Annotated in this window: 23 protein-coding genes; 6 read left to right on the forward strand and 17 right to left on the reverse strand. The window is 62.9% G+C overall.

Translation table 11 applies throughout. From position 1 onward, the window contains the following. Window position 1: 1 nt before the first annotated feature. The 11 genes from LWF01_RS15800 to LWF01_RS15850 all read right to left on the reverse strand — a co-directional run bounded on the left by LWF01_RS15800 (window position 2) and on the right by LWF01_RS15850 (window position 13,733). Complete coding sequence (locus LWF01_RS15800; protein WP_349638325.1) at window positions 2-3,547, reverse strand: TM0106 family RecB-like putative nuclease; 3,546 nt, start codon at window positions 3,545-3,547, stop codon at window positions 2-4. A 108-nt stretch (window positions 3,548-3,655) separates the two neighbouring features. Continuing rightward, the gene (locus LWF01_RS15805) at window positions 3,656-4,678 is read right to left on the reverse strand and encodes a CBS domain-containing anti-phage protein (RefSeq protein ID WP_349638326.1); all 1,023 of its coding nucleotides are present in this window, start codon (window positions 4,676-4,678) and stop codon (window positions 3,656-3,658) included. A gap of 119 nt (window positions 4,679-4,797) precedes the next feature. Next, window positions 4,798-5,163: a PDDEXK family nuclease gene (locus LWF01_RS15810; RefSeq protein WP_349638327.1), complete on the reverse strand. Its 366-nt coding sequence runs from the start codon at window positions 5,161-5,163 to the stop codon at window positions 4,798-4,800. Window positions 5,164-5,341: 178 nt separating this feature from the next. Continuing rightward, window positions 5,342-6,253, reverse strand: a complete 912-nt coding sequence (locus LWF01_RS15815) for a hypothetical protein (RefSeq protein ID WP_349638328.1) — start codon at window positions 6,251-6,253, stop codon at window positions 5,342-5,344. 273 nt (window positions 6,254-6,526) lie between these two features. After that, the gene (locus tag LWF01_RS15820; protein WP_349638329.1) at window positions 6,527-7,240 is read right to left on the reverse strand and encodes an ABC transporter permease; all 714 of its coding nucleotides are present in this window, start codon (window positions 7,238-7,240) and stop codon (window positions 6,527-6,529) included. Further along, window positions 7,219-7,989: an ABC transporter permease gene (locus LWF01_RS15825; protein ID WP_349638330.1), complete on the reverse strand. Its 771-nt coding sequence runs from the start codon at window positions 7,987-7,989 to the stop codon at window positions 7,219-7,221. Before LWF01_RS15825 ends, LWF01_RS15820 begins: the two co-directional genes overlap by 22 nt. Further along, on the reverse strand, window positions 7,986-9,017 hold the full coding sequence (locus LWF01_RS15830; RefSeq protein WP_349638331.1) for an ABC transporter ATP-binding protein: 1,032 nt from the start codon (window positions 9,015-9,017) through the stop codon (window positions 7,986-7,988). Before LWF01_RS15830 ends, LWF01_RS15825 begins: the two co-directional genes overlap by 4 nt. Window positions 9,018-9,028: 11 nt before the next feature. Further along, entirely contained in the window at window positions 9,029-9,937 is a 909-nt protein-coding gene (locus LWF01_RS15835; RefSeq protein WP_349638332.1) for an ABC transporter substrate-binding protein, read from the reverse strand. A gap of 16 nt (window positions 9,938-9,953) precedes the next feature. After that, window positions 9,954-12,044, reverse strand: a complete 2,091-nt coding sequence (locus LWF01_RS15840) for a CocE/NonD family hydrolase (RefSeq protein WP_349638333.1) — start codon at window positions 12,042-12,044, stop codon at window positions 9,954-9,956. Between the two features lie 134 nt (window positions 12,045-12,178). After that, window positions 12,179-12,886 carry an alpha/beta fold hydrolase gene (locus tag LWF01_RS15845; RefSeq protein WP_349638334.1) on the reverse strand — a complete coding sequence of 236 codons (708 nt, stop codon included), beginning with the start codon at window positions 12,884-12,886 and terminating at the stop codon, window positions 12,179-12,181. 106 nt (window positions 12,887-12,992) lie between these two features. Beyond that, window positions 12,993-13,733, reverse strand: coding sequence for a FadR/GntR family transcriptional regulator (locus LWF01_RS15850; protein ID WP_349640946.1), 741 nt, complete (start codon window positions 13,731-13,733; stop codon window positions 12,993-12,995). A 203-nt stretch (window positions 13,734-13,936) separates the two neighbouring features. On the opposite strand from LWF01_RS15850, the gene LWF01_RS15855 reads away from it, so the two are divergent. The 3 genes from LWF01_RS15855 to LWF01_RS15865 are packed head-to-tail and all read left to right on the forward strand — an operon-like array spanning window position 13,937 to window position 16,946. Beyond that, window positions 13,937-15,292, forward strand: coding sequence for an MFS transporter (locus LWF01_RS15855; RefSeq protein WP_349638335.1), 1,356 nt, complete (start codon window positions 13,937-13,939; stop codon window positions 15,290-15,292). Continuing rightward, window positions 15,289-16,086: a sugar phosphate isomerase/epimerase family protein gene (locus LWF01_RS15860; RefSeq protein WP_349638336.1), complete on the forward strand. Its 798-nt coding sequence runs from the start codon at window positions 15,289-15,291 to the stop codon at window positions 16,084-16,086. The genes LWF01_RS15855 and LWF01_RS15860 overlap by 4 nt, the downstream gene beginning before the upstream one ends. Before the next feature lie 2 nt (window positions 16,087-16,088). Next, window positions 16,089-16,946, forward strand: a complete 858-nt coding sequence (locus LWF01_RS15865) for a phosphogluconate dehydrogenase C-terminal domain-containing protein (protein WP_349638337.1) — start codon at window positions 16,089-16,091, stop codon at window positions 16,944-16,946. 25 nt (window positions 16,947-16,971) lie between these two features. On the opposite strand, the gene LWF01_RS15870 is transcribed toward LWF01_RS15865, so the two are convergent. The 4 genes from LWF01_RS15870 to LWF01_RS15885 are packed head-to-tail and all read right to left on the reverse strand — an operon-like array spanning window position 16,972 to window position 20,552. Further along, entirely contained in the window at window positions 16,972-18,144 is a 1,173-nt protein-coding gene (locus tag LWF01_RS15870; protein WP_349638338.1) for a M20 family metallopeptidase, read from the reverse strand. Next, entirely contained in the window at window positions 18,134-18,805 is a 672-nt protein-coding gene (locus tag LWF01_RS15875) for a DUF1028 domain-containing protein (protein WP_349638339.1), read from the reverse strand. Before LWF01_RS15875 ends, LWF01_RS15870 begins: the two co-directional genes overlap by 11 nt. After that, complete coding sequence (locus LWF01_RS15880) at window positions 18,802-19,224, reverse strand: RidA family protein (protein WP_349638340.1); 423 nt, start codon at window positions 19,222-19,224, stop codon at window positions 18,802-18,804. Before LWF01_RS15880 ends, LWF01_RS15875 begins: the two co-directional genes overlap by 4 nt. After that, window positions 19,224-20,552 (reverse strand): flavin-containing monooxygenase, encoded by a 1,329-nt coding sequence (locus LWF01_RS15885; protein ID WP_349638341.1) that lies wholly within the window; start codon window positions 20,550-20,552, stop codon window positions 19,224-19,226. The genes LWF01_RS15880 and LWF01_RS15885 overlap by 1 nt, the downstream gene beginning before the upstream one ends. Before the next feature lie 196 nt (window positions 20,553-20,748). On the opposite strand from LWF01_RS15885, the gene LWF01_RS15890 reads away from it, so the two are divergent. The 3 genes from LWF01_RS15890 (at window position 20,749) to LWF01_RS15900 (ending at window position 24,186) form a co-directional block, all read left to right on the forward strand. After that, the gene (locus tag LWF01_RS15890) at window positions 20,749-21,657 is read left to right on the forward strand and encodes a LysR family transcriptional regulator (protein WP_349638342.1); all 909 of its coding nucleotides are present in this window, start codon (window positions 20,749-20,751) and stop codon (window positions 21,655-21,657) included. 155 nt (window positions 21,658-21,812) lie between these two features. Continuing rightward, window positions 21,813-23,156 carry an MFS transporter gene (locus tag LWF01_RS15895; protein ID WP_349638343.1) on the forward strand — a complete coding sequence of 448 codons (1,344 nt, stop codon included), beginning with the start codon at window positions 21,813-21,815 and terminating at the stop codon, window positions 23,154-23,156. Between the two features lie 103 nt (window positions 23,157-23,259). Continuing rightward, on the forward strand, window positions 23,260-24,186 hold the full coding sequence (locus LWF01_RS15900; RefSeq protein ID WP_349638344.1) for a LysR family transcriptional regulator: 927 nt from the start codon (window positions 23,260-23,262) through the stop codon (window positions 24,184-24,186). 96 nt (window positions 24,187-24,282) lie between these two features. Here LWF01_RS15900 and LWF01_RS15905 read toward each other — a convergent pair whose 3' ends face one another. Further along, window positions 24,283-25,248 carry a phosphoglycerate dehydrogenase gene (locus LWF01_RS15905; protein WP_349638345.1) on the reverse strand — a complete coding sequence of 322 codons (966 nt, stop codon included), beginning with the start codon at window positions 25,246-25,248 and terminating at the stop codon, window positions 24,283-24,285. A 1-nt stretch (window position 25,249) separates the two neighbouring features. Then, window positions 25,250-26,677, reverse strand: coding sequence for an Nramp family divalent metal transporter (locus LWF01_RS15910; protein ID WP_349638346.1), 1,428 nt, complete (start codon window positions 26,675-26,677; stop codon window positions 25,250-25,252). Window positions 26,678-26,738: the final 61 nt, after the last annotated feature.

Below are 26,738 nucleotides of genomic sequence, written 5' to 3' on the forward strand. Positions count from 1 at the left end.
ACTACCGACGAGCGTGCCCGGGAACGGTTCGCCTAGCCCCGCACAGCCCGATGAACGCGCCCAGCTCCGCGAGCCCATGCGGTGTCGCGGGCAGGTACTCGGTCAGCGCCGGCGAGCGCACAATGATTGCCGCCCATTGCCCACGAGACACCGCGACGTTGATCCGGTTCCGGGACAACAGGAACTCCATGCCGCGCGGCACCTCGTCGGCGGAGGAAGCCGCCATCGAGACGATGACCACGGCCGCTTCCTGCCCCTGGAACTTGTCGACGGTGCCGACCCGGATTTCGCCGAGACCGGCAGCATCGAGGGCGTGCCGGATGGCTCCGACCTGGGCGTTGTAGGCGGCGACCACCAGCACGTCGTGCTGCGTCATCTGGCGCGGTTCGGCCTCGGCATCCGACGTCCACTTTCCGTTCAACAGAGCCGTCGCTTGCCGGACCACCTCGACCGCCTCTTCGTCCGACGAGGTGGCGTTGCCCAGATGATTCACGAATACAGGGTGGATTCCCGGCTCGATTACGTCGAGATACCGATGGGTGGCCGCATCCTGGGACTCGAGCCGCCCGTCGTAGGCATAGTCGGAGACCGGGGCGCATAGCGCCGGATGCATCCGCCACGAGTTGGCGAGGAAGTACCCGTATTCCGGCGGCAGCGTGTCGTGCCCCTCGGCCAGCCAGCCGAGCGCCGACTCATTGACCGGTTCCGGGTGGCGCCCCTGGCTGACCTGCGGAAGCTGCTGCGGATCCCCGAGCAGCATCAGCCGAGTCGTGGCCCGCGAGACGGCGATCGTATTGGCAAGCGAAAACTGACCGGCCTCGTCGACGACGAGTAGATCCAGCACTTCACTGTCGAAGCGGTTCGGGTTCACGAAGTCCCAGACCGTGCCGCCGATCAGGCAGCCGCCATCGGAGAGCAGGTCGGCCCAATCGCCGTTCGCGGACAGCTCGCGCCACGGTGACTGCCGCTCATCGCCCGCCTTGGACTTCTTCCCGATCCGGTCCGGGTCGACACCTGCCTTAATCGCGCCGCGCAGCATGTTGTCGACCACAGCATGCGACTGCCCGACAACGCCCACCCGCCAGCCGTCGCTGACCAGCGCCGCGATCACGTGCGACCCGGTGTACGTCTTTCCAGTCCCGGGTGGGCCCTGCACAGCGAGGTAGGAACGGTCGAGTTGCCGGATGGCGTTTGTCAGCGCCGCGATGTAGTCCCCGCCGACGACGACGGGCAGCGGCTCGGCATCCTGCAGTTGTGGCGGCTGGCGTCGGAGAATGTCCAACGCGCAGTCGGCCGGCAGGTCTGACAGGCTTGCAGCGACCAACTCGGCGAAGCGCCGAACCGACTCTTCCTGCCACTTGGTCTGGATGATCCCGCCGGGCACGATCGCGAACGGAAAGTCAGAGTACTCTCCGACGACTTTCGGCAATGATTCGCGAAGCGTCAGCAAGTCGCGGCCGAGCGCGTCGGTCGCCATTGCCTCCACGGTGAAGCCTTGTCCCCAGCCAACTCCGGCATCCGAGCCAACCTTCAACCCTTCCGGCGCCGGATCATATAGCCCCCAAACGGGGCTACCCACGGTAACGGTGGAACCTTCAGCCCAGGTCCCGGTCAGTTTCAGCCGACGAGACGGATTCTTACGCGGGGTTTCCTTCTCCCAGCCGCCCAGCAGCGCGGAAGGTTCCGAGACGACGAAAACATCCCGGTTCTGTTCCCATTCATCGATCGGAGCGCTCAGCCGGTTAAAGTGCTCCCACCAGAATGGCTTCGCCTCGCGCTTGTAGAAGTCGATTGCCGCCGCGACGCAGGCAATTGCCTGCTGGTCGGGTGTCCTGGGTTCGCTCGGTTCACCGGCAGCCTCAAACAGCCGGTCAGCCAGATCATGCACCGGCTCTTCTTCAGATCCTGCGGGTAGTTCGCTTTCCGCGCCAGCAATGGTGTGTGAGCCGCGCGCCTCGACCTGCACGCCGTTCTGGTCTGCCAGGCTCAGCAGCCAATCGCGCAGGCGGAGCGTGGAGACGCAGTCGTCTTCGTTGTATTCGGTGATGCCGTGCAGCAGGGTTTCTGCCGCCTGGGAGTTCCCTGCTTCTCGTTCCTGGCAGTAGTTGGCGTAGGCGACTACTGATGCCGCGGCGTCCTTGACGTCGGCATCGCGCAGGTCCTCGCCCATGTAGAGCGGTTCGAGCTTCTTGATGCTGTAGGAGTTGCCAGAGATTCGCAGGGTCTTTCGCACCACGGCATATAGGTCGACCAGCACGTTGCCGCGGAGCAGGTCATCAATGATGTCTTCCCCGTAGTTGTGCCGGGCTGCCAGCCGCAGCAGCGCGGTGCGCTCGTAGGGCGCGTAGTGGTAGATGTGCATGTCGGGGTGCGCCTGCCGACGCGCGACGACGTAATCGAGGAAGTCCTTCAGCGCCTGCTTTTCCTGGATGCGGTCGTGAGCCCAGAACGGCTTGAAGATTGGCTTGTCCCCGGCTTTGTCGGGTTGTTCGACCACGCCGAACAGGTACTCCAGACCCCAGTCATTCGTGCGTCCGTCGGTCCAGAGTGGATCGCCTTCGAAGTCGAAGAAGATGTCGCCGGGGCTGGTCGGCGGAATCATTTTCAGCCGGTTGGCGTCGTGGACCGAGTAGGACACCCCACCGATCGAGCCGTCGGCTTCGGCCGTGCCGCACTGCATTCGGGCCTGGTGCCACAACGAGGCTGCGACTCCCCTGACTGGATTCGGGCTGGCGGCGAAATCATCGATGGTGCCGATGCCGGCCCTGATCAGTTTCTTGCGCTGCGAGACACGCATGTTCGCTACCAACAGCAGGTCACGGTGCCTTTCCACCTCCGCTTCACAGGTGGCACAACGGCCGCACGCGGCAATGTCACCGTCCCCCCAGGTCACGGCCGGTTGCCGGCAATGCGCTTTGATAACGGCCAGCAGGTTTCGGCGGCGCTCGTGGTAGACCGGAACGATATCGGCCACCGGGAACGATGCCGTCGAACCGTCGCCAAGCAGCAGGTGCATTTGGGGAGCCACTGGGATGCGTGCGCGATGCAGCTGGTCGGCATAGGCGGCAAGCTGGATCAGCGCCTGCACCTTGGCGTGCCGGGCGAGCTTGGTGTCGTAGACCGCGTACTGGCTATGTCCGGCCGCGTTTGTTTCGCGGACCAGGAAGTCGGCACGTCCGTTGAATTCGCCGTCGAAGAACGCCGCTTGGTAGATGACGTCGGCCCCGATTTCGATCGCCCTCAACGTCTCATCGTGCAGCTTCTGCAGATAGCCGAGGCCGCCACCGGAACCGCCGGTGACTTCGTAGACGCCGCCAGCTCGATCCGGCGACCAAATGCCGTACTTCTCCCTGAAGGCGGACAACACCCGCTGCTCGTGCCCAGCACCCAATTCTGCGGTGCGCGCGAGCATCTCATCGGGCTCGGTCTCTGTCTTCGGTGCACGACCTAGGAGTCCATCGAGTTTCCGCAGCAGCGCGAACTCACACGTCGCGGAATCGACGACGTCGCTTGCCGAGATGATGACACGGTCATCGATGAGACGCATTGGGGCTCCACCAAGGTTGCTGTCTTAAGCATCTACTATCGCCGGTTTCCTGATTCGTGAGCATAACCGAGTGGTTGAGACTCGCTTGCCACTAGTCCAGGCGGCCGCTCAGTGACTGAGGATCTTCAGCCACCTCACCAGGTTTGCCAGTTCATATAGAGACGACTGATCGATAGCATCGGTACTAAAGTGCATTACTTCATTTCGCAAAACTCTTGCCTCTTCAAGAGCAGCCAAGAAGACCGAACGATCAATCTCCCAGTTAAATCGAGACCAGCTCTCGACTGGCTCAAATAGCCGAGCTAACTCGCCGAAGGTCAGGTTTGCGGACGACTTCACAGTACGGTCGGCATTTCCAGGTCGAGCGGCAGCTACGAGGGCTGACGTTTCGAAGTACCGATCAACGACTACCCGCAAGTAGCGTTCGCATTCACCCACGAGAAGGAACGGGCCGGCCATACTGGAGAACGCTTCACTCAAATCCGCTGTTGTAACGATTCCAGAGAGAGTTCGATTACGCGCCAATACAAGGACATACCCATCACGGATGATCTGAGGAACTAGCGGTAACAAGTCGTCCGTTAGCTCCACCGTACTAACCGGCGTAATGCAATCGGATAGCGCCATTGTCGCTCCGCGATGCATTCGAAACTGCGCGAGAGATTCCCAGCTAATCATCCCTCGAATATCCCTGTCGCCCGATAAAACAGGAAGCTGGGAAAAATCGTGTCGCATCATCAGAGATTGCGCTTCGGCCAGAGAGGAACTTGGAGTAATACTAACGAGGTCAGCTGATGCGGAAGGAACTTGCCCGACTCGCAGCGCACCAGCCACGGTTGATGCTATTCGATTGGTCTCTTGGAACTCATGAGGACCTTCAACCCGGTCGTTCTCACCGTCGTCGCTCTCATCGATGACGATCGAAACCTCATCATCGATCCAACCATATTCAAACCACGGGTCCGTGGTGAGACCGTAAGATTTGAGATCTTCCCCAATTCGCTGAGTCACCTGCGCGCCTCGCCGCTGGCTTCCCCAGTGAGTAATGAATCGTCGCGTCGACATTTTAATAGGAGTCTGTTTAGCCGACTCCGCCCAGTTTTTGAGAACTTCCTCGATATCTTCCCTCATGAACGCTCTCCTTCAGACTACGATAGTTTCCGAGCAGAACCGTCTCTTACGCGCGTTGTCACGTTTGTATTCGCGCTAGCAGGTATCGGGTATACGTAAACGGACGCGCGGGTGCCGGCTCACGCATAACAGTTCGTCGTACATCCATTCTCGCCTTCCTCCCCCAAGAGGAACTCTTCCTCGGAGAGGATCTCTAGCTCCGTCCCTTCTTGTTGAGGACAAGAGCACCGCAGTGAGATTGCCGGTACCGCCTTCCTGCAAGACGATGTCGATGCTGTGTCGCCCCTGCCGTGCCGACCGGGCAAGTCCTCCCATAGCCACACGTCGTTGAACTGGGCCGCATAGGTCGGATCGGTTTGCAGGTAGACGCGAATTAGGCGTTCGAACTTGCCTCCTTCTTCTCGTTCGTCTCGTTCGTCCAGCGAACCGTGGTAGAGCATGTCGAGAATGGCGCCAAAAGATGCCTCGCTGGAGAAGACAGACATGGCTCTAATCATGCCTCAGGCATCGGCGCTGGGCTGAAGGACCCAGGCAGAATCGTCTCCGTTTATAGTCGAACGGCGCATCTGCTCGGGACTGGCCGAAGCAGCGGAGACTAACGAGGTGGGGGCTACAGTACCAATCGGAAGCAGATACTCAGCGGTGGTCCTGCGCCGCAGGGAATCAGCGACGCCGTCTCCGTCCCCAACTCAGCAGAGCCTTCAAACGCAGCTTGACCGGGGGAGACTGGTAGTCCCTAGCGATGTACTCCTTGTAAGACCCATCGGATGCGAACCGCACTCGTGCAGGCCACCCTGGCTCGACCTCAGATCGGTGCATCAGCAAAGTTCTGGTAATTGCCTCGAGGGCGTACCACGCTGGAAACAGGTCCTCGTGATCTTCCTCGCCGTGGTGCACTAGCCGTGCGCGCGCTCTCACCACAGTGGCGATCTCGCTCGTGCTGAAGCTGCTACCCGTTCCATTAAGGGCTCTTTCAAGTGCATTACTGTTGAACGACTTATTCTTCTTCGGCAGCGGATCCACCAAGGCTTCGCAGGCCGTGCAAAGGAGAACGAACCCAGCCGCGGTCACTCTGAGATCGAGAGCGGCAAGGTACCAGCGAAGGGCAGCTGCGAGCACCGGGTCCTCCCTCAAATTCATCTGGGCAAGTGATTCCAGAACAGCACGAGGAGACGTTTCCGATTCTAGGGTTGTATCGAAATCTCGAACTCCCATGGCCACATCAATATCAACAACTTGGCCAGTCGAAAGCTCGACCGTCGCAACTTCTCCCAGAAACCGGTCGACAATCCGCTCGTCCAAGGAGGCCGCGACAAGCGCAACAGCCGAACGAGCACGCCTTCGGGCTGCAGCAAAGCAATCAGCCGGTGGCTCCGTCGCCGGGAATACTAGCGGAACCTGAACAACTGTCAAGAACTGATTCGGCTTCGTCCACTCGCGTCGCATCACCTTGTACATCGAGGGGCACTCTCCGGGCACGTGACTAATATCCGTATACTGGAGACGAAGCTGCTGCATGGTCTGCTCAATCACGATTTCCCCAACGTTCCACCGATCTTCGAGCAGCGCCCGCACGGGCGATCCTCTATACACCAGTCGGTAGATCCCTGAGCACCCAGTCAAATCAGAAGGGTCCCAATCTCCGCGGTCGGCGTGAGGATCTGAAGGCGTCCTTTCAGAGCGAGGCAATAGAAGGGTCCCTTCTACAGTTTGAACTTAGATGAAATTCAAGGCGTGGAGGACATCCACTAAGGCTGCCCTGCTGCGTATCGTAGTCGCTCGTCATCCACCCAGATCGATGGGCCCGGCGGCCCAACCTCGTTTGACGTAGGTGCCAGACTCCCGCCCCTACACCTCCGCGACGTTCACCCGCGCCCGCTCTTCGTCTTCCCGCTTGGATCCGCGCAGCGCCTTCGGGGTCAGCAGGTGCAGCAGCACAGCAAAGAACTGATCGGTCAGGATCGCCAGCGCAGCGACCCAGAGCGCTCCGGCGATCACGCCCTCCAGCCCATAGGCGACCTGGTTCAGGATGATGTCGCCGAGCCCGCCGCCACCTGCGACGGTTGCCAGCGTCGCGCTGCTGACCACCAGAACGGCCGCGGTGCGCAGGCCACTGAAGATGATCGGCAACGCCAGTGGCAGCTCCACCCGGGTCAGGATCTGCAGCGGATGCAAACCCATCCCTCGGCCGGCCCGGGTGATGTCCCGGTCGACCGAATTCACCGCGACGAACGTGTTCGTCAGAATCGGCGGCGCGGCGAGCAGCACCAGTGCGATCAGCACGTTCGAGAACCCGATGCCGACGATGCCGATCAGAATCGCGATCAATGCCAGGCTGGGCAGCGCGCGGCCGATATTGGACACGCTCACCGCGAGGAACTCACCCTTGTGAATGTGGCCCAGCCATAGTCCGATCGGAATCGCGATCAGCATCGAAACGACCATGGCCACGAAACTCAACCACAGATGGGAACCGGTCTTCTCCAGCAGCAAGCCGAAGTGGCTACCCATGAAAACAAACGAATCGAGAAATACCACGATCATGCCCTCGCTTTCGTCCATGGTGACAGCAGCCGGCCGAGCAGGGCCAGAACGCCGTCGAAGGCAAACGCCAGTAGCACCGCGAGTGCGCCGGCGCCAATAAACTGCGTGTTGAACGGCGACGAGATCGCCTTCAGGATCGGCGATCCCAGACCGGTGTCGATCACAAAGGCGGCGATGGTCGCGATGCTGACCGTGAGCACGGTTGCAATCCGCAACCCGGAGATGATCGACGGAATCGCGAGCGGTAGCTCGATCCGGCGCAGAATCTGTCCCCGGGTCAGCCCCATGCCCACCCCCGCTCGCCGGACGTCGGGCGAGACATTGTTCAGCCCGGCGATCGTGGCTCGAAACAGGATCATCAGGGTGAAAGCGACGAGGGCGATTTCCACCGTCAATAGCGTCAGTCCGGTGATCGGCACCAGCAACTGGAACAGCGCCAGCGGAGGCAGCGTGTACAGGAACGCCGACACCGCGCCGAATGGCCCGGCGAACCACTGCATCCGATGCGCGTACAGCGCGGCGGCGAACGCAATGATGAACCCGATCACGACCGCAATCAGGGTCATCATGATGTGGCTCAGCAGGGCCGGCGCGAAAATCACCGGCCATTGCTGCACGAACCAGTCACCGCAGAACAGCCCGTTGTTCTGCACGCACTGGCTGGCATCGCCGTAATCCGGAATCACCGGCGACGCCGCGGTTACGGCAGCCGGCGCCGATAACAGGCCAGACGCAGCCGATGCCGCGCTCAAGGCAGCGGCGCTCATACCGTCGACCCCGCGATAGAGGTCAAATCCTTCAGCGTCACGGCACCGATAGCCGAATCACCGCCATCGGTCACCACCACGCCGTCGGTCTCCGCCGCGAGCAGCAGCGATAGCGCCGTCCGGGCGCTGGCGTCATGCTGGATCCGCGGCCAGCCCGCCAGGCCGGGGTCGCTCTGCCCGGTTGCGGATGCCTGCCCGGTTGCGGATGCTGAATCGGCGAGCATCGACCCGACCTGAATCAGCGACAGTCGTTTCAGCCCGCGATCGGCTCCGACGAATTTCTCCACGAAGTCGTCGGCCGGCCGGGACAAGATAGCGTCCGGGGTGTCGTACTGCGCGAGTTTTCCACCCGGCTTGAGGATCGCGATCCGGCCGCTCATCTTGATCGCCTCGTCGATATCGTGCGTGACGAACAGCGTCGTCTTGCCGATCTCGTGATGCAGGGCCAAGAACTCGTCCTGCACGTGCGTGCGGGTAATCGGGTCCAGGGCGCCGAATGGTTCATCCATCAGCATCACCGGCGGGTTGGCGGCAAGCGCCCGGGCAATGCCGACCCGCTGCTGCTGGCCGCCGGACAGCTGGCCCGGGTAGCGCTTGGCGATGTCGGCGGTCGGCGTCAGGCCGACCAGCTCCAGCAGTTCGTGCACCCGGTTACGGATCTTGTTCTTGTCCCAGCCGAGGATCTGCGGCACGAGACCGATGTTTTCCGCGATGGTCATATGCGGGAACAGACCGGTCTGCTGGATGACGTAACCGATCTCGCGGCGCAGCGCGATCGCATCCAGGGAGCCAATGCTCTTGTCGCCCAGCCGGATGTCGCCCGAGCTCAGCTCGACCAGCCGGTTGACCAGCATCAGCGCCGTGGTCTTGCCACCTCCGGACGGCCCGACCAGGCAGACCAGTTCTCCGGCGTCGACAATCAGGTTCAGCGCATCGAGCGCCGGTTGCGCCTGGCCCGGGTAGAGCTTGGTGGCCTGGTCGAAAATAATCGACGAAGCTGTACGCAGGTCATTCGATTGTTCAGTCATGATGACCCTTTCTAAAGGAGGTCGTTGGCGTCGAGGAACATCTTCGCTACCTGGGACGGGTCCAGCCGATTGACAGCCGATGCCGCGTTCATGGTCTGGATCGCTTCCAGGGTCAGCAGTTCACTGATCCGGTTCAGCACGTCGGACACTTCCGAACCATGCCGTTCCAGCACGTCGCTGCGGATCGCCGGTGCCACGTTCTGGAAGCCGAACAGGTTCAGCGTGTCCTCCAACACCACCAGGTCTGAGCGCAACAGCTGCGGATCGGTTGTGAAGACGTCGGCGGCCTGGATCTCCCCGCGCTCGATCGCCTGGTAGTTCAGGCCGATGCTGAGCGTCTTCAGCTTCATGTTCGGCAGCCGGTACTCGCGCACGATCGCCTCGTAACCCTGACCGCCGGACACGTTGTCGGGATAGGTCGAGTAGACGAAGTCTCCGATGCCCCTGAGATCGTCGATCGTCTTCAGTCCGTGCTCGTCGGCGAAGGCCTTAGTGACCGCGATCGCGTTCTTGTTCTCGAATGGCGTGGCTTCGAGCAGGGTGACTCCGCGCGAGGCCTCGAACTCCTTGGCCACCTGGTAGGTTTCCGCGCCGGTGGCCAGCAGCTCTTCCCGCCCGGCCAGGGACATCACGATCACGCCGGTGTACTCCGGGTAAAGGTCGATCTGTCCGGAGGTCAGCGCCTGATCGATGATCTCGCTGGATCCGACGTTGGTTTTCAGGGTCACCTGCAAGCCCAGGGCTCGCAGCGCCTGAGCGTAGAGCTCACCGGTGATCCAGGATTCGGCAAAGCCCTTGGAGCCGACGGTTATCGCGTCGCTCGGGCCAGGTTTGTCCTGACCGGCGCAGCCAGCGAGGGCGAGTGACGCCGTCGCGAGCGCTCCGGATCGCAGAAGTGCGCGCCTAGAAAATTCCCGCATTGAGTCTCCGTTTCGATTAGTTCAGGTCCCGCGGGATCGTCGTCGACCAGCTGCGCGAGAACACCTGCTGGTCGCCTTCGTAAGCCACCAGTTCGTTCGTGATAAAGAAAAAGTCCTTGTCGCCGGTCATCCTGCTGAACGTGCACAGCTTGGCGTCCCACCCTGCCGATGCTTCCGCCTGGCTGATCTCCGACGGCGCGTTCGGGGTCGGAGCCCCGGGCACGGCTGGCCGGCTGAAGTGTTCGACCCGGCGGCATTCAGCCACCGCGGACAGCGGATCGCCGGCGGTGCGCAGGTACCGGTCCTGATCCCAGGTGTAGTAGACCAAGCCGTCCTGGCTGTCGTGCTGACGTGCTTCGTTGTTCAGCACCAGGTCGGTCTCGCCGGTGACCAGGTTCGTCGCAAGTGTCCGGGTCATCGGAACGCCGTCGACCTGGATCGGGTTGGGCGGGGGCGGCGTGGGTGCGCGGAACTCGTCCTGGGTGTAGGAGTCATCGCTATTCTGCCGCACCGGCAGCAGCAGTCCGTCGTCTACGGCAAGGTCCAGGGTGACCTTGGTTTCTTCGGGCGTCGGCCACGCCCAGGGCCAGTAGCTCGCCGAGATCGATACCCGGACACGGTGTCCTTCGAGGAAGCGGTGACCGCTGGCCAGCAGCGGTATCCGGACGGCGAATCGGGAGCCGGGCTCCAGCGGTTCCGGGTGCTCGTGGCTTTCGGCGTGGGTCAGGTTGAACATCCCGGCGGTGACCAGCCGGGAGGTTCCGTCCGGTCCGACGTCGCATAGCCGGACGGCGACCAGACCGCGTGGCGTGTCCGAACGCAGGGTGAGGTTCACGGCGGGTGTGCCAACGAACTCCAGCGGGGACTCCAGCTCTGGCCAGGTCGCGGTAAACGACTCCGCGTCGTCTTCCCGCTGGTCGGTCTGCTGCCCGGCGACCTCACCGAACTGCAGCCAGCTGCCCGCGGCCGAGCCAATTGATTCGGTACTGGACATTGTCGGTGAACCGTTACGCGTGGCCTCGGACAGTGAGAACCGCGCATCCGCGATGTTGTTGCTCGGCCACTGCTGCTCGGCGATCCAACGCCCGGGGCGCTCGGCGATATCCTTGCCCGGTCGGGCGCTGTTCGGGATGAAGGCGCGCAGCCGAGGCTGTTCGGCTACGCCGTTGTCGATGCCCTTCATCCAGCGGTCCCACCAGCGGACGGCCTCTGGTAGGAAGTCAATGGCGGGGCCAGGATTTCCCTGGTGCGGATAGTTGTGGGCCCAGGGACCGAGCAGCGCCTGGGTCGGGGCGTTCAGGTTGTCGAGCAACCGGAACAGCGTGGTGCGGTATTCGTCGTACAGGCCACCGACTGCGAGCACCGGCACTTCGATCGCGGAATAGTCTTCACAAACCGAGGCGTGCTTCCAGTAGTCGTCACGCCGCTGGTGCTGCAGCCAGGTATCGATGTATGGCGGCTCGTTCATCCGCCGATGCCACTGCTCGCGCCAGGACTCGCCGACGATGCGGGGGTCGGCCGGCCGCGCGTTGTATGCAAACATCGTCGACGCCCAGGAGAGCATTTCTGAACCGATGATGACGCCGCCATTGAAGTGAACGTCGTCGGCGTAGCGGTCGTCGGTGGAGCAGATCGTGATGATCGCCCTGAGCTCCGGCGGCCGGAGCGCGGCGATCTGCAGCCCGTTGAATCCGCCCCAGGATTTACCGATGATGCCGACGCCGCCGTCGCTCCAGCTCTGGCCTGCGATCCAGCTCAGGATCTCCAGGCCGTCGTCCAGCTCTGATTGCGCGTACTCGTCGGCCATCGTGCCGTCGGAGTCGCCGCAGCCGCGCATGTCCACCCGGATCGCGGCGTAGCCAGCCTGGGCAAAGACCGGGTGGATTGTGTTGTCCCGGCCGGCGGTCATGTCATTTTTCCGGTACGGAATGTACTCGAGGACGGCGGGGACCGGGTGTTCCTCGGCGTCCTGAGGCAGCCAGATCCTGGCCGAGAGCCGGGTCCCGTCGGAGAGCGGGATCCAGACGTGGCGCAGCACGCGGATGGCGCGAGGCTCGGCGACTGGATTGGAGCGGGCATGACTGGATTCAGCGGAGAAAGTAGACATCCCTATCGTGTATACCAGTTCGGCCCTGGTCAGGTGGCGGGCAGAAAAATAATGAGATGCCGCCGCCGAACCGTCGTACCTAGGCTGACGTCATGGTCGCATGCCGCCCTGCGCCGCGCCTCACGCCGCCCTGACTAGCCGGCCGTGCGATCGACGGCGGCAAGTATCGCCGCGCCGAGTTCGGCCGGCCTGGTGAACTGCGGCCAATGACCGGTGGGCAGGTCGACGTACTCGACATCCTTGATCCGGCCGAGTTCGGCGACAAAGGGATGACCGGCCTCGATCCACTCGTGCAGCTGTGCGGACGGGAACTCGCATGCAATCACCGTCGCGGGGACGCCGTAGCGGCGCTCGTCGCTCAGGTGCTGCTGGTCATACGCCACTCCCCGCGGCTCCGGCACGGCGCGCGCCCGGAATGCCGCCCGCAACTCCTCGGTGAGATCGGTAAGATCGGCGTCCTCAAACTGCTCCCACGGCGGCAGCGGAACGTCATCGCCGTCGGCGGGAAGCTCATCATTGATCACGCCACCCTCACCCAGCGGCCCGCTGTCCACATACACGGCGCGGATCACCCGGTCGGGGCGAGCGTCGACGGCGCCATGGATGATGCCACCACCACCGGAATGACCAACCAGGACCACCCGGTCATCGATTGCGTCAATCGCCGAAACCACAGCGTCGATGTGCTCCCGTAGCCCGATGCCGGCTCGGGAAGCGTCCGCCGCCTCCAATCCGGGCAGTGTGAGTGGATGGACTTGATGTCCCGCCGCAACGAGTGGCGGAGTGACTTCCGACCACGATGAACCGTCCAACCAGAAACCAGGAACCAGAATGATATGCATGCCGGTACCCTACGTCACTGCTCTGACATCGCTGCTGAAATCAGGCTGGTCCGCCAGCAAAAACACGCTCTAGGTCGTGGCGTCGAAGTCCGCCAGCAAAAACGCTCTAGGTCGTGGCGTCGAAGTCCGCCAGCAGCCGCTTGGACGCAGACGCCATGTGCTTCGTCATTGCCGCGGCAGCAGCGTCCGGGTCCCGCTCCTTCAGCGCTTCGAGCACCTTGGCGTGCTCCTGCACCGCGATCTCTGCATGTCCGCTGTCCTGCAGCGCGCGGTCCACCCAGATTCGCAGCAAGGAGCGGATGCTCTGCAGTAGCTCCTGTAGCACCTGATTGCCGGAACTGACCGCGATCTCGCGATGAAACAAGGAATCAGCCTCGACGAACGCGGAAAAATCACGCCCACTGTGGGCCATCGAGTCCAGGCAGTCGGAGAGCGTCACAAGCGACTCGTCGGTAATCCGGGTCGCGGCGAGTTCGACGGCTTGCACCTCGAGCCCGCTGCGCAGTTCGACCAGCTCCCGGGTCCGCGGCTCGCCGAGCATCAAACCCCAGCTCAGCGTGCGCGGTAGCAGTTCAGAGACGCCATCGCGAAGATAGGTGCCCGATCCCGGACGAACAATCACGATACCGAGGATCTCCAACGCGGCGAGCGCCTCCCGCACGGCGGAGCGGCCAACGCCCAGCGAGGCGGACAGCTGTCGCTCAGACGGCAGGCGCGTCCCGGGCGCAACGTCGCCGCTGGTGAAATACGCCATCAGCCGCTCGGCTACCTCGGACACAGCCGAACCGCTCTGCACCGTGCCGAGGGCAGCACTGATCCGCGCGGCGGCGACATCCGGAGTCCTCATGGTCACCGGATAACAGTACCAACTTGCGGCCTGCCAAAGACCCTTATTTCAGTCAACCGGTTGACCAATTGCTGAATCAGGCTTATGTTTGTGCCCAGGTAGCTCGCCGGATCGACTCGACGACGCCGCAGCGAACAGAACGGGCATCCGCCGCTATCGACGCGTACATGGTGGGTGGCTCAGCCAAATCTGAGGGAGTCAACGTGGACACCACACAGTCAGCGGTCGAAAGATCGGCAATCAAAAAGGTGGCGATCCGGCTAGTGCCGTTCGTCGCCCTGATGTTCTTCATCAATTACCTGGATCGGACGGCGATCTCGTTCGCCGCCCCGAACGGAATGAACCAGGATCTCGGCCTAACCGCGGCGCAATTCGGCTTCGCCTCCGGCGTGTTCTTCATCGGGTACATCCTGCTGGAAGTGCCCAGTAACGTCGCCCTGCACAGGTTCGGCGCCCGCCGCTGGCTGGCCCGCATCATGGTGTCCTGGGGAATCGTCTCCCTGCTCTTCACCTGGGTGCAGAACTCCGAGGGCCTCTACATCCTGCGTTTCCTGCTCGGCGTGGCCGAAGCCGGATTCTTCCCGGGCGCCATCCTGTTCCTCAGCCTGTGGGTGCCGGCCAAACACCGCAGCAGGGTACTTGCCCTCTTCTATCTGGCCCAGCCGCTCACTACCGTGATCGGCGCTCCGCTGGCCGGTTTGCTAATCGAGCAGCACGGCGTCTTCTTCGGCCTGGAGGGCTGGCGCTTCATGTACTTCGGCGTCGCAATCCCGGCGATCGTCATCGGCATCGTGGCGTGGTTCTACCTTGCCGACCGCCCGGCCGACGCCAAGTGGCTGACCGCGGACGAAAAGACCTGGCTCACCGCCGCACTGGAAAAGGAGTCGGCAGCGAAAGCCTCGAACACGCACGGTGGCGCACTGAAGGCACTTGCCAACGGACGGGTGTGGATGCTGGCCCTGATCTACTTCGGCTTCATCTACGGTCTTTACGCGCTGGGATTCTTCCTGCCCACCATCATCGAAGGCTTCGAATCGCAATTCGGCACGTCCTTCAATGTCTTCCAGAAGGGGCTGATCACGGCCATTCCTTATCTGCCTGCCGCGTTCGTGCTGTACTTCTGGTCCAGGGACGCCACCCGGCGCGGGGTCAGGACTTGGCACATCGTGGTGCCTGCGATCGTCGGCGGCCTGAGCATACCGGTCGCATTGTTCATGAACAGTCCTGCGGCAACCGTGGCCGTGATCACAGTGACCGCATGCGCGATATTCGCCGCCTTGCCCAACTTCTGGACCATACCAACCAGGTTCCTCACCGGTGCCGCGGCCGCCGCCGGCATCGCGCTGATCAACACGGTTGGCAATGTCGCCGGATTCGCGGCTGGATACGTCACCGGCGCACTGAAGGACCTGACCGGTGCATACATCGTGCCGATGTTCGTTGTCGGCGGGTTCATGCTGCTGTCGGCGCTGCTGATGACAGTACTTTCCCGGCGCGGCCGGGTCGCCGAGGATGCGACATCGTCTGCGGACGTGCAGTCGTCTGCGGGATCACGATGAGTGCGATCGGTCTGAGCAGCTACGCATTCTTCTGGCAGATGTCCGATCGGATGTCGGCGCCGTTAACCTTGCCGCAGGCACTGGAGAAGACCCGGGAGCTGGGCATTGATGTCTTCCAGATCTGCGACTACCAGCCGATCGAGGCAATGACCGACCCGGAACTTGCCGAGATCCGTAACCTCGCCGATTCGCTCGGTATCAGCCTGGAACTCGGCACAAAGGGCATTCGACCGGAGCACCTGCGCCGGTTCCTGCACATTGCCGAGCTACTGGAGGCGCCTCTGCTGCGCACGATGTTCGCGGTACCCGACCATACGCCGGACATCGACGAGGCCACGTCAGTTCTTGCCGACGTTCTGCCGGAGTTCAACGAGGCAGATGTGCGAATAGCCATCGAGACGTATGAGCAGGTACCGACCGCGGACGTGCTCGAGGTGATTCGCCGCATCGACGACCCCCGGCTAGGCATCTGCAGCGACCCCGCCAATACAGTCGCCGCACTCGAAGCGCCGACCGCGGTCATCGACGCCGTCGCCCCGCACGTGCTCAATATGCACGTCAAGGACTTCGCCTTCCAACGCAGGGACGGCTGGGTCGGTTTCAGCCTAACCGGCGCGCCGCTCGGCGAGGGGCTCCTCGACTACGACTACATGGCAGCAGCCATTCAGCCCGCGGCCCGCGATATCAATCAGATCATCGAGCATTGGCTGCCGTGGCAGGGCTCCGAACAAGAGACAATCCGGCTGGAGAACCAATGGACCCAGCAGAGCATCGACTACCTAAGGAGCAAGTGAGAATGTCTGCAGCACAAGTGAACGTCACCGTGATCGGAGCCGGCGGAAAAATGGGGATGCGCGTCTCCGCAAACCTGCAGAAGAGTGCCTATCAGGTGCGCTACAGCGAGAACTCGCCAGCCGGCCAGGAGCGAGTGCTGGGCGAAGGACGCGAGATCACCGACACCGCGGCCGCCATCGACGGCGCGGATGTGGTGATCCTGGCCGTGCCGGATACGGTGCTCGGCGTCGTCTCTCAGGAAGTTGTGCCGCAGATGAAGGGCGGTTCCACCCTGCTCACCCTGGATCCGGCGGCGGCGTATGCGGGACTGTTGGCGCAGCGTGAGGACGTCACCCCGGCCGTCGCCCATCCCTGCCATCCATCGGTATTCCTGGAGCGCTACACAAAGGAAGAGTACGAAGACACCTTCGGCGGCGCCGCCGCGCCGCAGAACGTCGTGGCGGCGATCGAGACCGGTGATGCCGCGAAGCAGCAGGCTGTCGAGGACGTGATCAAAGTGATCTACGCACCGGTTATCGACGTGCACTGGGTTACCGTCAAGCAGCTGGCAGTGCTGGAACCAACACTGGTCGAGACGGTTGCCTGCATGATCGGCACACTGCTGAACGAGGCGCTGCACGAGACGGTGCACACAGTCGGAGTGCCGGAAGCCGCCGCGAAGGCCATCCTGTTCGGTCATGTGCAGATTGCGCTGACCAACGCGCTGCGCGGCTCCAACCCGTTCTCCGAGGCCTGCGAGATTGCCATCCAGTACGGCAAGGACACCATCATCAAGGATGACTGGAAGAAGATCTTCGACGACAGCGAGCTGGACCATGTCATCGGGAAGATGCTCAAGCTGGAGGACGTGCGGAGCTAGGCCGCGAGGCCCCGAGGCGTGGACGTCAGGCTGCGAAGTAGTCGAGAGCTGTGAGGGCAAGGGCAGTGGCTCCATCGGTGATCGCTTGGTTGGCCGCCTCCCCGATGCAGTAGGCCTCGAACTCCGGCTGGTGGTTCGCCGCTGGGTAGCATCCAAGACCGATATATGGATGGATGGCCGGCACGACCTGGGAGACGTTGCCCATATCGGTCGAGGCGCGATTCATCGTCGCTTGTTCGGCCGGTGCGTCGAAGTTTCTGCCGAGGCCCCGGGCATGCTCCCGATAGAGTTCCAACGCTCGATTGTCAGTACGAAACTCCGAATACGGCTCAGACTCCGGCGTGCTGGTCAGCTCACATCCAGTTGCCAAAGCTCCGGCCTCGAAACAGCGATCGATGCGGGGCTGGAGGCGCTTCAGGTCTTCCAATGTCTCGGCGCGGACGTACCAACGTCCCTCGGTCTTCTCCGGGATCGCATTGGGCGCCTCGCCTCCCCGGGTCTGCAATCCGTGGACGCGAGTTCCGGCGGGCAGTTGCTGGCGGAGCAGTCCAAGGGCGACCTGGGCGACGAGGAACGCGTCGTTCGCGTTCACCCCTCGATCCGGGTAAGCGCCGGCGTGCGCTGACTTTCCCTGATATTCGATGTGGCTGTGGGAGACGGCAAAAGGACGTGCCTCGGCAGAATCCACCGGGCTCGGGTGCGCCATCATCGCGAGGTCGAGGTCGACGAACGCACCCTTGTTCAGAAGTTCGATCTTTCCACCCCCGCCTTCCTCGGCTGGGGTGCCATAAACCTCGATCGTGAGATCACGTTCGTCGGCGAACTCGGACAGAGCGATAGCAGCCCCGACCGAGATCGCGGTGATGATGTTGTGCCCACAGGCGTGGCCGAGCCCGGGAAGCGCGTCGTACTCGGCCATCAAACCGATCCGGTGGCTGCCGTTCCCGGCCACGGCGTGGATGGCGGTCGGGAAGCCCAGGTACGCCCTCGTGACGGCGAATCCGTGGCTGGACAGCGTTTCTGCCGTCCAGCTGGCCGCCTGGTGTTCCTGCCAACCAAGCTCCGGGTGCGCATGGAGTCGCTCGGACAGTTCGACCAGGGCAGCCGCGTGGGCGGCAACATTCGCCACTACACGGGAACGCGCCGCTACACGGGAACGGTCAGAATCATCGCCGCGCAGGTTCTCGTCATCGATCATCGCCAGGAACTCCGTATCCGCCCGCCGATGCGGGATCCAGCCCGCGGGCCACGTAGTCTTCCCGCTGCGGCATCCAGACTTGGAGGAGCCGCTCGAGTTCCCCGACGGGGTCGTCGTGCCAGTCCACACGCAGGTCCGTGTCTCGCCATCCGTGGCCCGAGACGACTGAAACGCCGGCAGAGTGAACCGGTCCCGCCTCACCCCCGGCCAGGAGCCCGGCCCGGAGTCCCGCCACGAGGCGAACCTCCAGGTCTCCGGCAGTCGCGTCGAATGCATCACAGACTGCCGACGGCACATGCTCGTTGTCCAGCATGTTGCCTGCACTCACGCACAGCGAGCCACTGGCTTTCCCATACGTGCCCAAAGTGTGGGATCCGCTGAAGACGGCAGATCGCCCTTGGGAGTCGAGGACAACGAGCTGCCGATAGTCCCGCGTCTCCTCCATCGAGACCAGCCGGTCGATCGACTCCGATGCCGACAAGCCATCTTCGAGGTACGACAGCAGGATGTCGCCGAGTCGAGGGTCCGTGATGTTCTGTGAGCTCACGGCGCCGACGTTGTCACGAAGGTGGATGCACCGCGCCGCGACTGCCGGCGAGGATGATGAGACCGCGATTCCGAATCGACCACTGGCGTCGGTTCCCGCGATGCTGAACGTCATGCGTCCGCCTCTCCCGACAGAACCGCGGTCACGTCGATCTCAACCAGCCATTCGGGCCGCGCCAGTGCATCGACGACGAGACCAGTCGAGACCGGGTAGACGCCCTTGAGCCATTTGCCCATGGTGCGGTACACCGGCTCCCGGTACCGGATGTCGGTCAGGTAGACCACAACCTTGACAATGTCTTCCAGAGTGCCGCCGGCCTCCTCCATGAGCATGGCGATGTTGCTCATGGCTTTCTCGGCCTGCGCTTCGACATCGCCGATGCCGACCGACTCCCGACTGTCGAGGTCCTGGCCGATCTGTCCCCGGAGATAGACCACACCGTTGGCTACCACGGCTTGGCACAGGTCGTTGTCCAGGCTCTGTTCCGGATAGGTCTTCTTGGTGTTGAACGGGCGAATTCTGGTGTGTTTCATCAGCGGATCCTTTGTTCTTTAAAGGTTTCGGAAGGGGTTGTTCCGGATGGCTGCCTCGCCTGCGTAGACCGAGTCGCATCTGAAGGTCCGTAGTCCAGATATCCCCGCTGGATCATGATGTGGTCGGCCAGGTAATTGGCATCGTGCCAGACCCCCCAGATGAAGCTCGAACCGCGCCTCGATTGCCAAGGTAATCCCAGGAAGTAGACACCGGGCTCGGACGACACGCCGCGCTGGTGTTTCGGCCGGCCATTCTCGTCCGTCGCATCGACATTCAGCCAGCTGTAATCGACGGCGAAGCCGGTCGCCCAGACAATCGACGTGACTCCGGCGTCAGCGAGATCGAGTTCGAGCAGTGGGTTCGTCACGCATTCCGCGTCGGGCCCCAGGTTGCGGGCCTCCGGTTCCTCGGGGAGATCGAGGCCGTTACGTTCGATGTAGGCGTCGGCCTCGTCGAGCAGCGATAGGTAATTGGCGTCGCCCCTGGCGATGTTGTCGCCGAGATCAGGTGCGAAGCGCATGGTCGGGCTCTGGTATGACTGGGCACGGCCAACGAGCTGGATGCCGCTTGCGGCGAGGCTGCGGAAGTCGACTGTGTGGCCGCCGTTGGCCCCGCTGACCGAGATCGTGACGTGTTCGGCGCCCTGCGGCGGGGCGGAGGCATCCCATTTGTTGAGGACTCCGAGCCACCAGACGAAGTCACGCCCGCGGTAGCTACGCGGAGGCCGGTCATGTGGGCCTACTGCAAGGTAGACCTGTCGACCCGAATTCTGGAGTTCATCGGCGATCTGCACCCCAGAGGACCCGGCTCCGACCACGAGGACGGCACCCTCGGGCAGCTGTTGCGGGTTGCGGTAGGAGCTGGAGTGGATCTGCTGGATGTCCGCCTCGTGGGGAACGAGAGCCGGGATGACCGGCCGCTGGAAGGGGCCGGTTGCGGCCACCACGTAGCGTGCGTCGATGGTTCCCTCCGACGTCTCCAGGTGAAAGCCGGGCCGGCCGACGTTCTTACGAACGGAAGTCACCTCGACGCCACAGCGAATCGGCGCGTTGATCTTCTCTGCGTATTTCACGAAGTAGTCAGCTACCTGCTCCTTCGAGGCAAAGGCGTCGGGGGCGACATCGCTGAACTCCAGGTTTGGGAAACGATCGTGCCAGACCGGCCCGTTCGCCACCAGGGAGTCCCACCGCCCTGAGCGCCACCGCTCGGCGATCCGGTCCCGCTCCAGAACCAGGTGCGGCACACCGCGGTTGCTCAAGTGCTCGCTCATCGCTACACCGGCCTGACCCGCGCCGACGATGAGGACTTCAATCTCTTGGTTCGACATCCTTGTCTCCACTCCTATAGCCCCGTGTCTCTAAGTCTCGGGTCGGCGTGAAACGGATGGCAAATAGCGGCTAATGAGGATGGCCATCAAAAATACAGATGTAAGCTGCCTTGTGGGATCGATAGCACATGTGCAAGGCCTAGGCAGACGGCCGCACCGCCCGCTACATCCGTGAAGCCTAGAGAGCCGGGGAGTTATGCCAAAGGCCCAGAGCGCCCTCACACTCAGCCAGATCAGGTACTTCGTGCGGACAGCCGAGCTCGGATCGATGACCGCGACGGCGGCGGAGATGTACGTGGTCCAGTCCGCCGTTTCCACCGCGATCGCGCAGCTGGAGACGACGGTCGGCTGCAAGCTCTTTATCAGGCAGCGAACCCGAGGGGTGGTGCTGACCGAACAGGGGCGGACGTTCTACGCGGCCGCTCTGGGCATCCTTAACGCCGTCGATGACGCCATCGATTCCCTCGAGCCGGAACGACTGACGGGTTCCCTCGTCGCCGGCTGCTTCACTACCCTCGCGCCGTTCTGGCTCCCGAAGGTCTTTGAAAGACTCCGGTCCAACTACCCTGACCTGAACGTGAGGATCCGGGAGGTGACAGGTGAGCAGGTGGAGCAGCTGCTGCATCAGCGAGAGATGGAAGTCGTCCTGACCTACGGCTTCGACTACGGTCGCGACATCGACTTTGTGCAGCTGAGCGAGGCTCCCCTGTACGCCGCTGTCTCGGAGGACAGCCATCTGGCCGGGCGAGAGTCGGTCTCGCTGGAAGAGTTGGTCTCCGAGCCCCTCATCCTGCTGGACATGGGGAAGAGCACCAACTACTTCCTCTCGATCTTCCACGACGCGCACCTCCGGCCTCAGGTTCACCAGAGGTTTGAGAGCTACGAGGTCGTGCGCTCCATGGTGGCCCGCGGGCATGGCTACACCATCCTCAACCAGAGACCCGCCCATGACCTGACCAACGACGGCGGCCGCATCGTCAGGCTCCGCATTGCCGGCGTGAGGTCCTACCTCCAGGTCGGCGTGGCCCACCGGAACGGTGAACCGCTGTCTCGCAAGGGCCAGGCGTTCGTCGACGAGTGCCGCGATCTCCTGTCGCACGGATGACGGCCAGGACGCGCCCTGGGTCAGGATCCGCTGTCTGACATGGATCGATTCGATAGGTCCTTCTGAATAAGTTGATGGTCGTTACCTGTACCGCGCCCTAGTGTTGAACACCAACGAGCCAGCGACTGGCCGGTCCGTGATCACGAGGAGGAGACATGGACGACATCGCAAGCATGAACTACGAAAGTGCCCGCAAGGGGCTCAAAAAGAACGTGGCCGCCGGGGCCATCGGGGTGCTCGTTCACTGGTTCGACTGGGCGATCTACGCCTACCTGGCGACGACGATCGCCGGCATCTTCTTCCCGCAGCAGGACGAGACGGCTGCACTGCTGTCCGTCTTCGGTGTGTTCGCCATCGCCTTCTTCGTCCGTCCCATCGGGTCGATTCTCTTCGGACACCTCGGCGACACCCTCGGGCGCAAGAAGACACTGTCCCTTGTCATCGTCGTGATGGCTTCGGGAACGCTCCTGCTTGGCTTGCTCCCCTCCTACGACTCGATCGGCATCTGGGCACCAATCCTGCTCGTCGTTGCCCGCATCATCCAGGGGATTGCCGCCGGCGGCGAGTTCGGCTCAGCCGCGGCCTTCCTGGCGGAGTACTCGCCGCCGAAACGGCGCGGCTTCGGCTGCTCGTGGATCGAGTTCGGTTCGGTGCTGGGCTTCCTACTGGCGTCGATGGTCGTGGCCGGGATGTTCGCTATCTTCACGCCGGAGCAGATCGATTCCTGGGCGTGGCGCTTGCCATTTCTCATCACAGTGCCCCTGGCGCTGGTGGGCCTCTACATCCGGATGAAGATCGAGGACACTCCCGAATACCAGGCACTCCAGGCGCTCGACACCGTGCCGGTCGCGCCCATTCGCGAGGTGTTCCGCCGGAACAGCAAGCAGTTCTTTCAGACGATCGGCATCGAGATCTTCATGAACTGCACGTTCTACGTGGTGCTCGTTTACCTCATCACCTATCAGGAGCAGTTGGTCGGTCTGACGGCCGGAGAGGCAGCGGTGCTTTCCACGGTGGCATCGCTGACGGCGATCGCGATCATTCCGCTCTCGGGGATCGCCTCCGACCGATTCGGGCGCAAGCCGGTGCTGACCACCGCGGGCGTGCTCCTTGTCCTGCTTGCTTATCCTCTTTTCGCGTACATGAATCAGGGCACAGTGACGGCCGGGTTCCTCTCGACCTTCGGGCTGGCAGCTATCCTGGCCCTCATCCTCGGCACGCATGCGTCCACCGTTGCCGAGCTCTTCCCAACCCGCACCCGCCAGAGCGGCCTGTCCATGGCCTACAGTGTCGCCGGCGCCTTCTTCGCCGGGACTCTGCCGTACGTGAACACCTGGCTGATCGGGGTGACGGGCAATGAAATGGTGCCCGCCTTCACCCTGATGGCGGTGGGCGCGGTCGGCCTGATCACCATCTCCACCATCCCGGAGACCCGCGGCGTGAATCTGCTCCACGAATCGGACACCCGCGTCGATTCAGCCAGTCGAGACCGGGGCTGACCCAGCTGTTTGTCCGATACCGTAGGTCGGACACTGTCGTCCGGGCCCGCCGCATCCGTGGCGGGGTGGGGCGTCCCGTTTCGTCGGCGAGGGGGCAGACGCCGTGATCATCACCCTTCGACAGCTCGAGTACTTCGCGATGGTTGCGGACCAAGGTACCGTCACTGCGGCAGCGCAGCAGCTCTACCTGTCCCAGTCTGCGGTGTCCAACGCGATCGCAGACCTGGAGCGACTGCTCGACGTGAAGCTGTTCGTCCGGCATGCACGCGGCCTCTCGCTGACTCGGGAAGGGCGGGCAGTGCTCAGCCAGGCCCAGTTCCTCCTGCGGGACGCAGCAGATCTCGAGCGCAACGCGGCCATACTGGGCGACGACCTCTCCGGCACCCTGAGTGTCGGGTGCTACTCGACAATCGCCCCGTTGCTGCTGCCGCGCGTCGTGGCCGACTTCGCCACGAAGCACCCCGGCGTCGATGTGCAGTTCGCGGAGGGTTCCCGCAGCGAGTTGCTCGAAGACCTGACCCTGGGTCGCTATGACGTCCTGGTCCTCTACGACTACCGGTTCAAGGACGACCTCTCCGAGATCGGACAGTCGACGCCTCTGGGCTCCATCCCGCCATACGCGTTGCTGCCTCCTGAGCACCGGCTGACCGGGTGCGGCCCGGTCGCACTCGCGGATCTCGCGGCGGACCCGTTGATCCTCTTCGGACTCGAGCCTGCCGACCAGTACTTCCTCTCCCTTTTCGAGTTGGAGGGGCTCACCCCCAATGTGCGTTACCGCACCGGAAACTACGAGGTGCTCCGCGGGCTTGTGGCACGCGGGGTCGGATACTCGCTGCTCACCCAGCGCACCCGCCAGACGACCAGTTACGAGGGTCTCGCTTACTCCGCCGCCGAACTCGAGGGCAACTATGAGCCCCTAGGCGTGATCGCTGTCACCCCGAGCCGGCATAGGCTTACTCGTCGGGTGGACGCCTTCGTCAACTCGGCGACGGCTGTCTTCGCCGAGGCCCCGACCTATGATCAGGAGTGAGGTTCGCGGAGTTTCCCTTGGTTCTTGACTGGCGGACTCCTGCACCGCTGGCGCGGTAATTAACACTCGAACTCGGCATCAGAGTGAGCCGCAGATCTATCCCTGCACCGGGTTAACCGGTTGCCCTCCCCGAAGCACTTGGGCGACATCCCGGACAACCGCCTCGCCCATAGCAGCGTTCGCGCCGTCACTGAAGGCGCCGATATGCGGTGTCAGCACGAGATTCGGAGCCGTGAGCAGCGGGTCATCGGCACGCAGGGGCTCGGTGCCGAAGGCATCCAGCGCGGCGAAGTCCAGGTGGCCTGCGTGCAGCAGCTCCGCCAGTGCCGTCTCGTCCACCAGGCCACCACGCGCCGCATTGACCAGTCCGGCGCCTCGGGGCATCATCTCAAGCAGGTCCCTGGTGAGCAGCGGCTGATCGCCCGGCCCAAACGGCATATGCAGTGTGACGAAATTGCTGATCGCAACACAATCCTCAAGTGAGACCGAGCGGACGCCGGCAGCGTCGAAGTCCGCTGCCGGTACGAACGGGTCGTAGCCGACCAGTGTCAGCCCGAACCCGTGAGCCCGCTGAGCCACGCAGCGCCCAATTCGTCCGAAGCCCACGATCCCCAGGGTCTTGCCGCGAAGTTCCTGCCCAAAGAATGTTGTCCACTGCCCCGCACGCAGCGAAGCGTCCGCCTGGACAATTCTGCGTGCCGAGGAAAGCAACAGCCCCATCGTCAGGTCTGCCACCCCATCTGCATTGGCACCCGGGGCATTGACGACCGCGATGCCCATGTCCGCGGCTGCCAACAGATCGATATTGTCGGTCCCCACCCCATGCTTGGCCACCACTTTCAGGCTTGGGGCGGATTCAAGTACCGAACGATCGACGCTGTCGAGGCCGACAATCACGCCTTCCGCGTCGCCGATCACACTGACCAGGTCCTGGCCAGACAGCGGGTGCCCTTCCGTCTTCCACACCAGGCCCAGGTCTTCCTGCTTCGCGGTTTCGATCGGTCGCTTCGAGTGCTTTGCGAACGACGGGGTTGTTACCACTACGGGGCCGAGAGGAGGCATCTCACTCTCCTCCAATTCCAACGCCGAACACCTTCAGCGTGGAGTAAATGCCCAGCGCCGCGATGGCGAAACTGCTGAGTACCAACGCGATGGTGAAAACCCGGTTCCGCTTGAAGCGAGGTGCCACCTCTGTCGCACGCAGACGCCAGACGGCGATCACCACCGCAATCAGGAAGATCCCGCTCGCAATACCGCCGATCTGCACCATGATGACTGGCGACTGAATGAGGAGGAAGCTGATGGCCCAGATGATCGGGAAAACAATCGTAAGTACCCGGATGGTGCGCTGGCGAGACTTCAGATCCTTCCAGTCGATCACCCCGAGCAAACCGAGCGTGTTCGTCCAGAGTCGGGGCACGCTTGCGCTTGAGGCGACGAAGGTCGAGCCGAGCACGGCGACCGCACCGATCAGGAATGCCCACATCGCCCAGCCGCCCATCGTGTCGGTGTACATTCTCGACAACGTGGTGATCATCTCGTTGCCTTCGGGCACCAGTCCCTGCGGATGCAGGATCGCCGCACCGATGATGTAGAACGACAGCGTGCACAGAGTAGAGACGATCCAGGATACGAGCACGTCGGTGCGCATCACCCTGATCCAGCCTTCCGCGCGGCGGGCACGATTTTCGCTGCCGTCATCCGGACCGGTCCACCGGGCGTACCCCTTTTCCAGGCACCAGTAGGTGTAGGTAGTCATCTCATCCGCTCCGACTCCGGTGATTCCGAACATGGCGACTGCGAAACCGATAGTGCCGGCCGGGATGGCGAGGCTAAGCCCGCTGGCCAGGTCGGCGCCGGTGTAGGCGAAATCGGTCAGCGGCAGGGCTAATGCGAGCCCGACAGTGATGACGGTGAACAGCACGACCGCGACGAGAGAGAATCGTTCGACGATCCCGTACTTGCTGGTGGACAGCAGGGTAATGACGAGCGCTACCGTAACGACCGTCCAGAAGATCAGCGATGGCTGGCCGAGTGGTTCGCCAATCACCGGGGCCATGATGCTCAATGCGGCCACTGTGCCGCCAATTATGCCGCCGCGCTGCAGAACCTTGGCGAAGTCCATCAGAATCCAGAGCATGTTGATCCAGCCGACACCACGAACCTTGGTGCCGACCTGGCTGAATCCCTCGAGCGCTGTCTTACCGTTGAGGATCGTCCACTGCGCAAGTTCCATCTGCACCCAGACCTTGATCGCGGTACTGATGATCACCAGCCACAACAGGACGAAACCTGCTTTGGCGCCCAGCGCCGTGGTCGTAATCAGCTCCCCGGAACCGATTACCGCCGCCGAGATAACCAGGCCCGGCCCCAGATACTTCAGCCGCCCGCGAAATGTTGTCGGCGGCTCGACCGCGTCTGCAGGGTCGAGCTGATACGGGTCGACCGGGGTTTGGAGCGGGTTGCGCTTAGCGGATGTCAACTCTGACATGGGGATCCAATCCAGTTGGAGGCGAGTACGGGTGGTGCGAGGACAGGGGCATGGCTACGTG

The organism is Saxibacter everestensis, from assembly GCF_025787225.1.
Taxonomy (GTDB): domain Bacteria; phylum Actinomycetota; class Actinomycetes; order Actinomycetales; family Brevibacteriaceae; genus Saxibacter; species Saxibacter everestensis.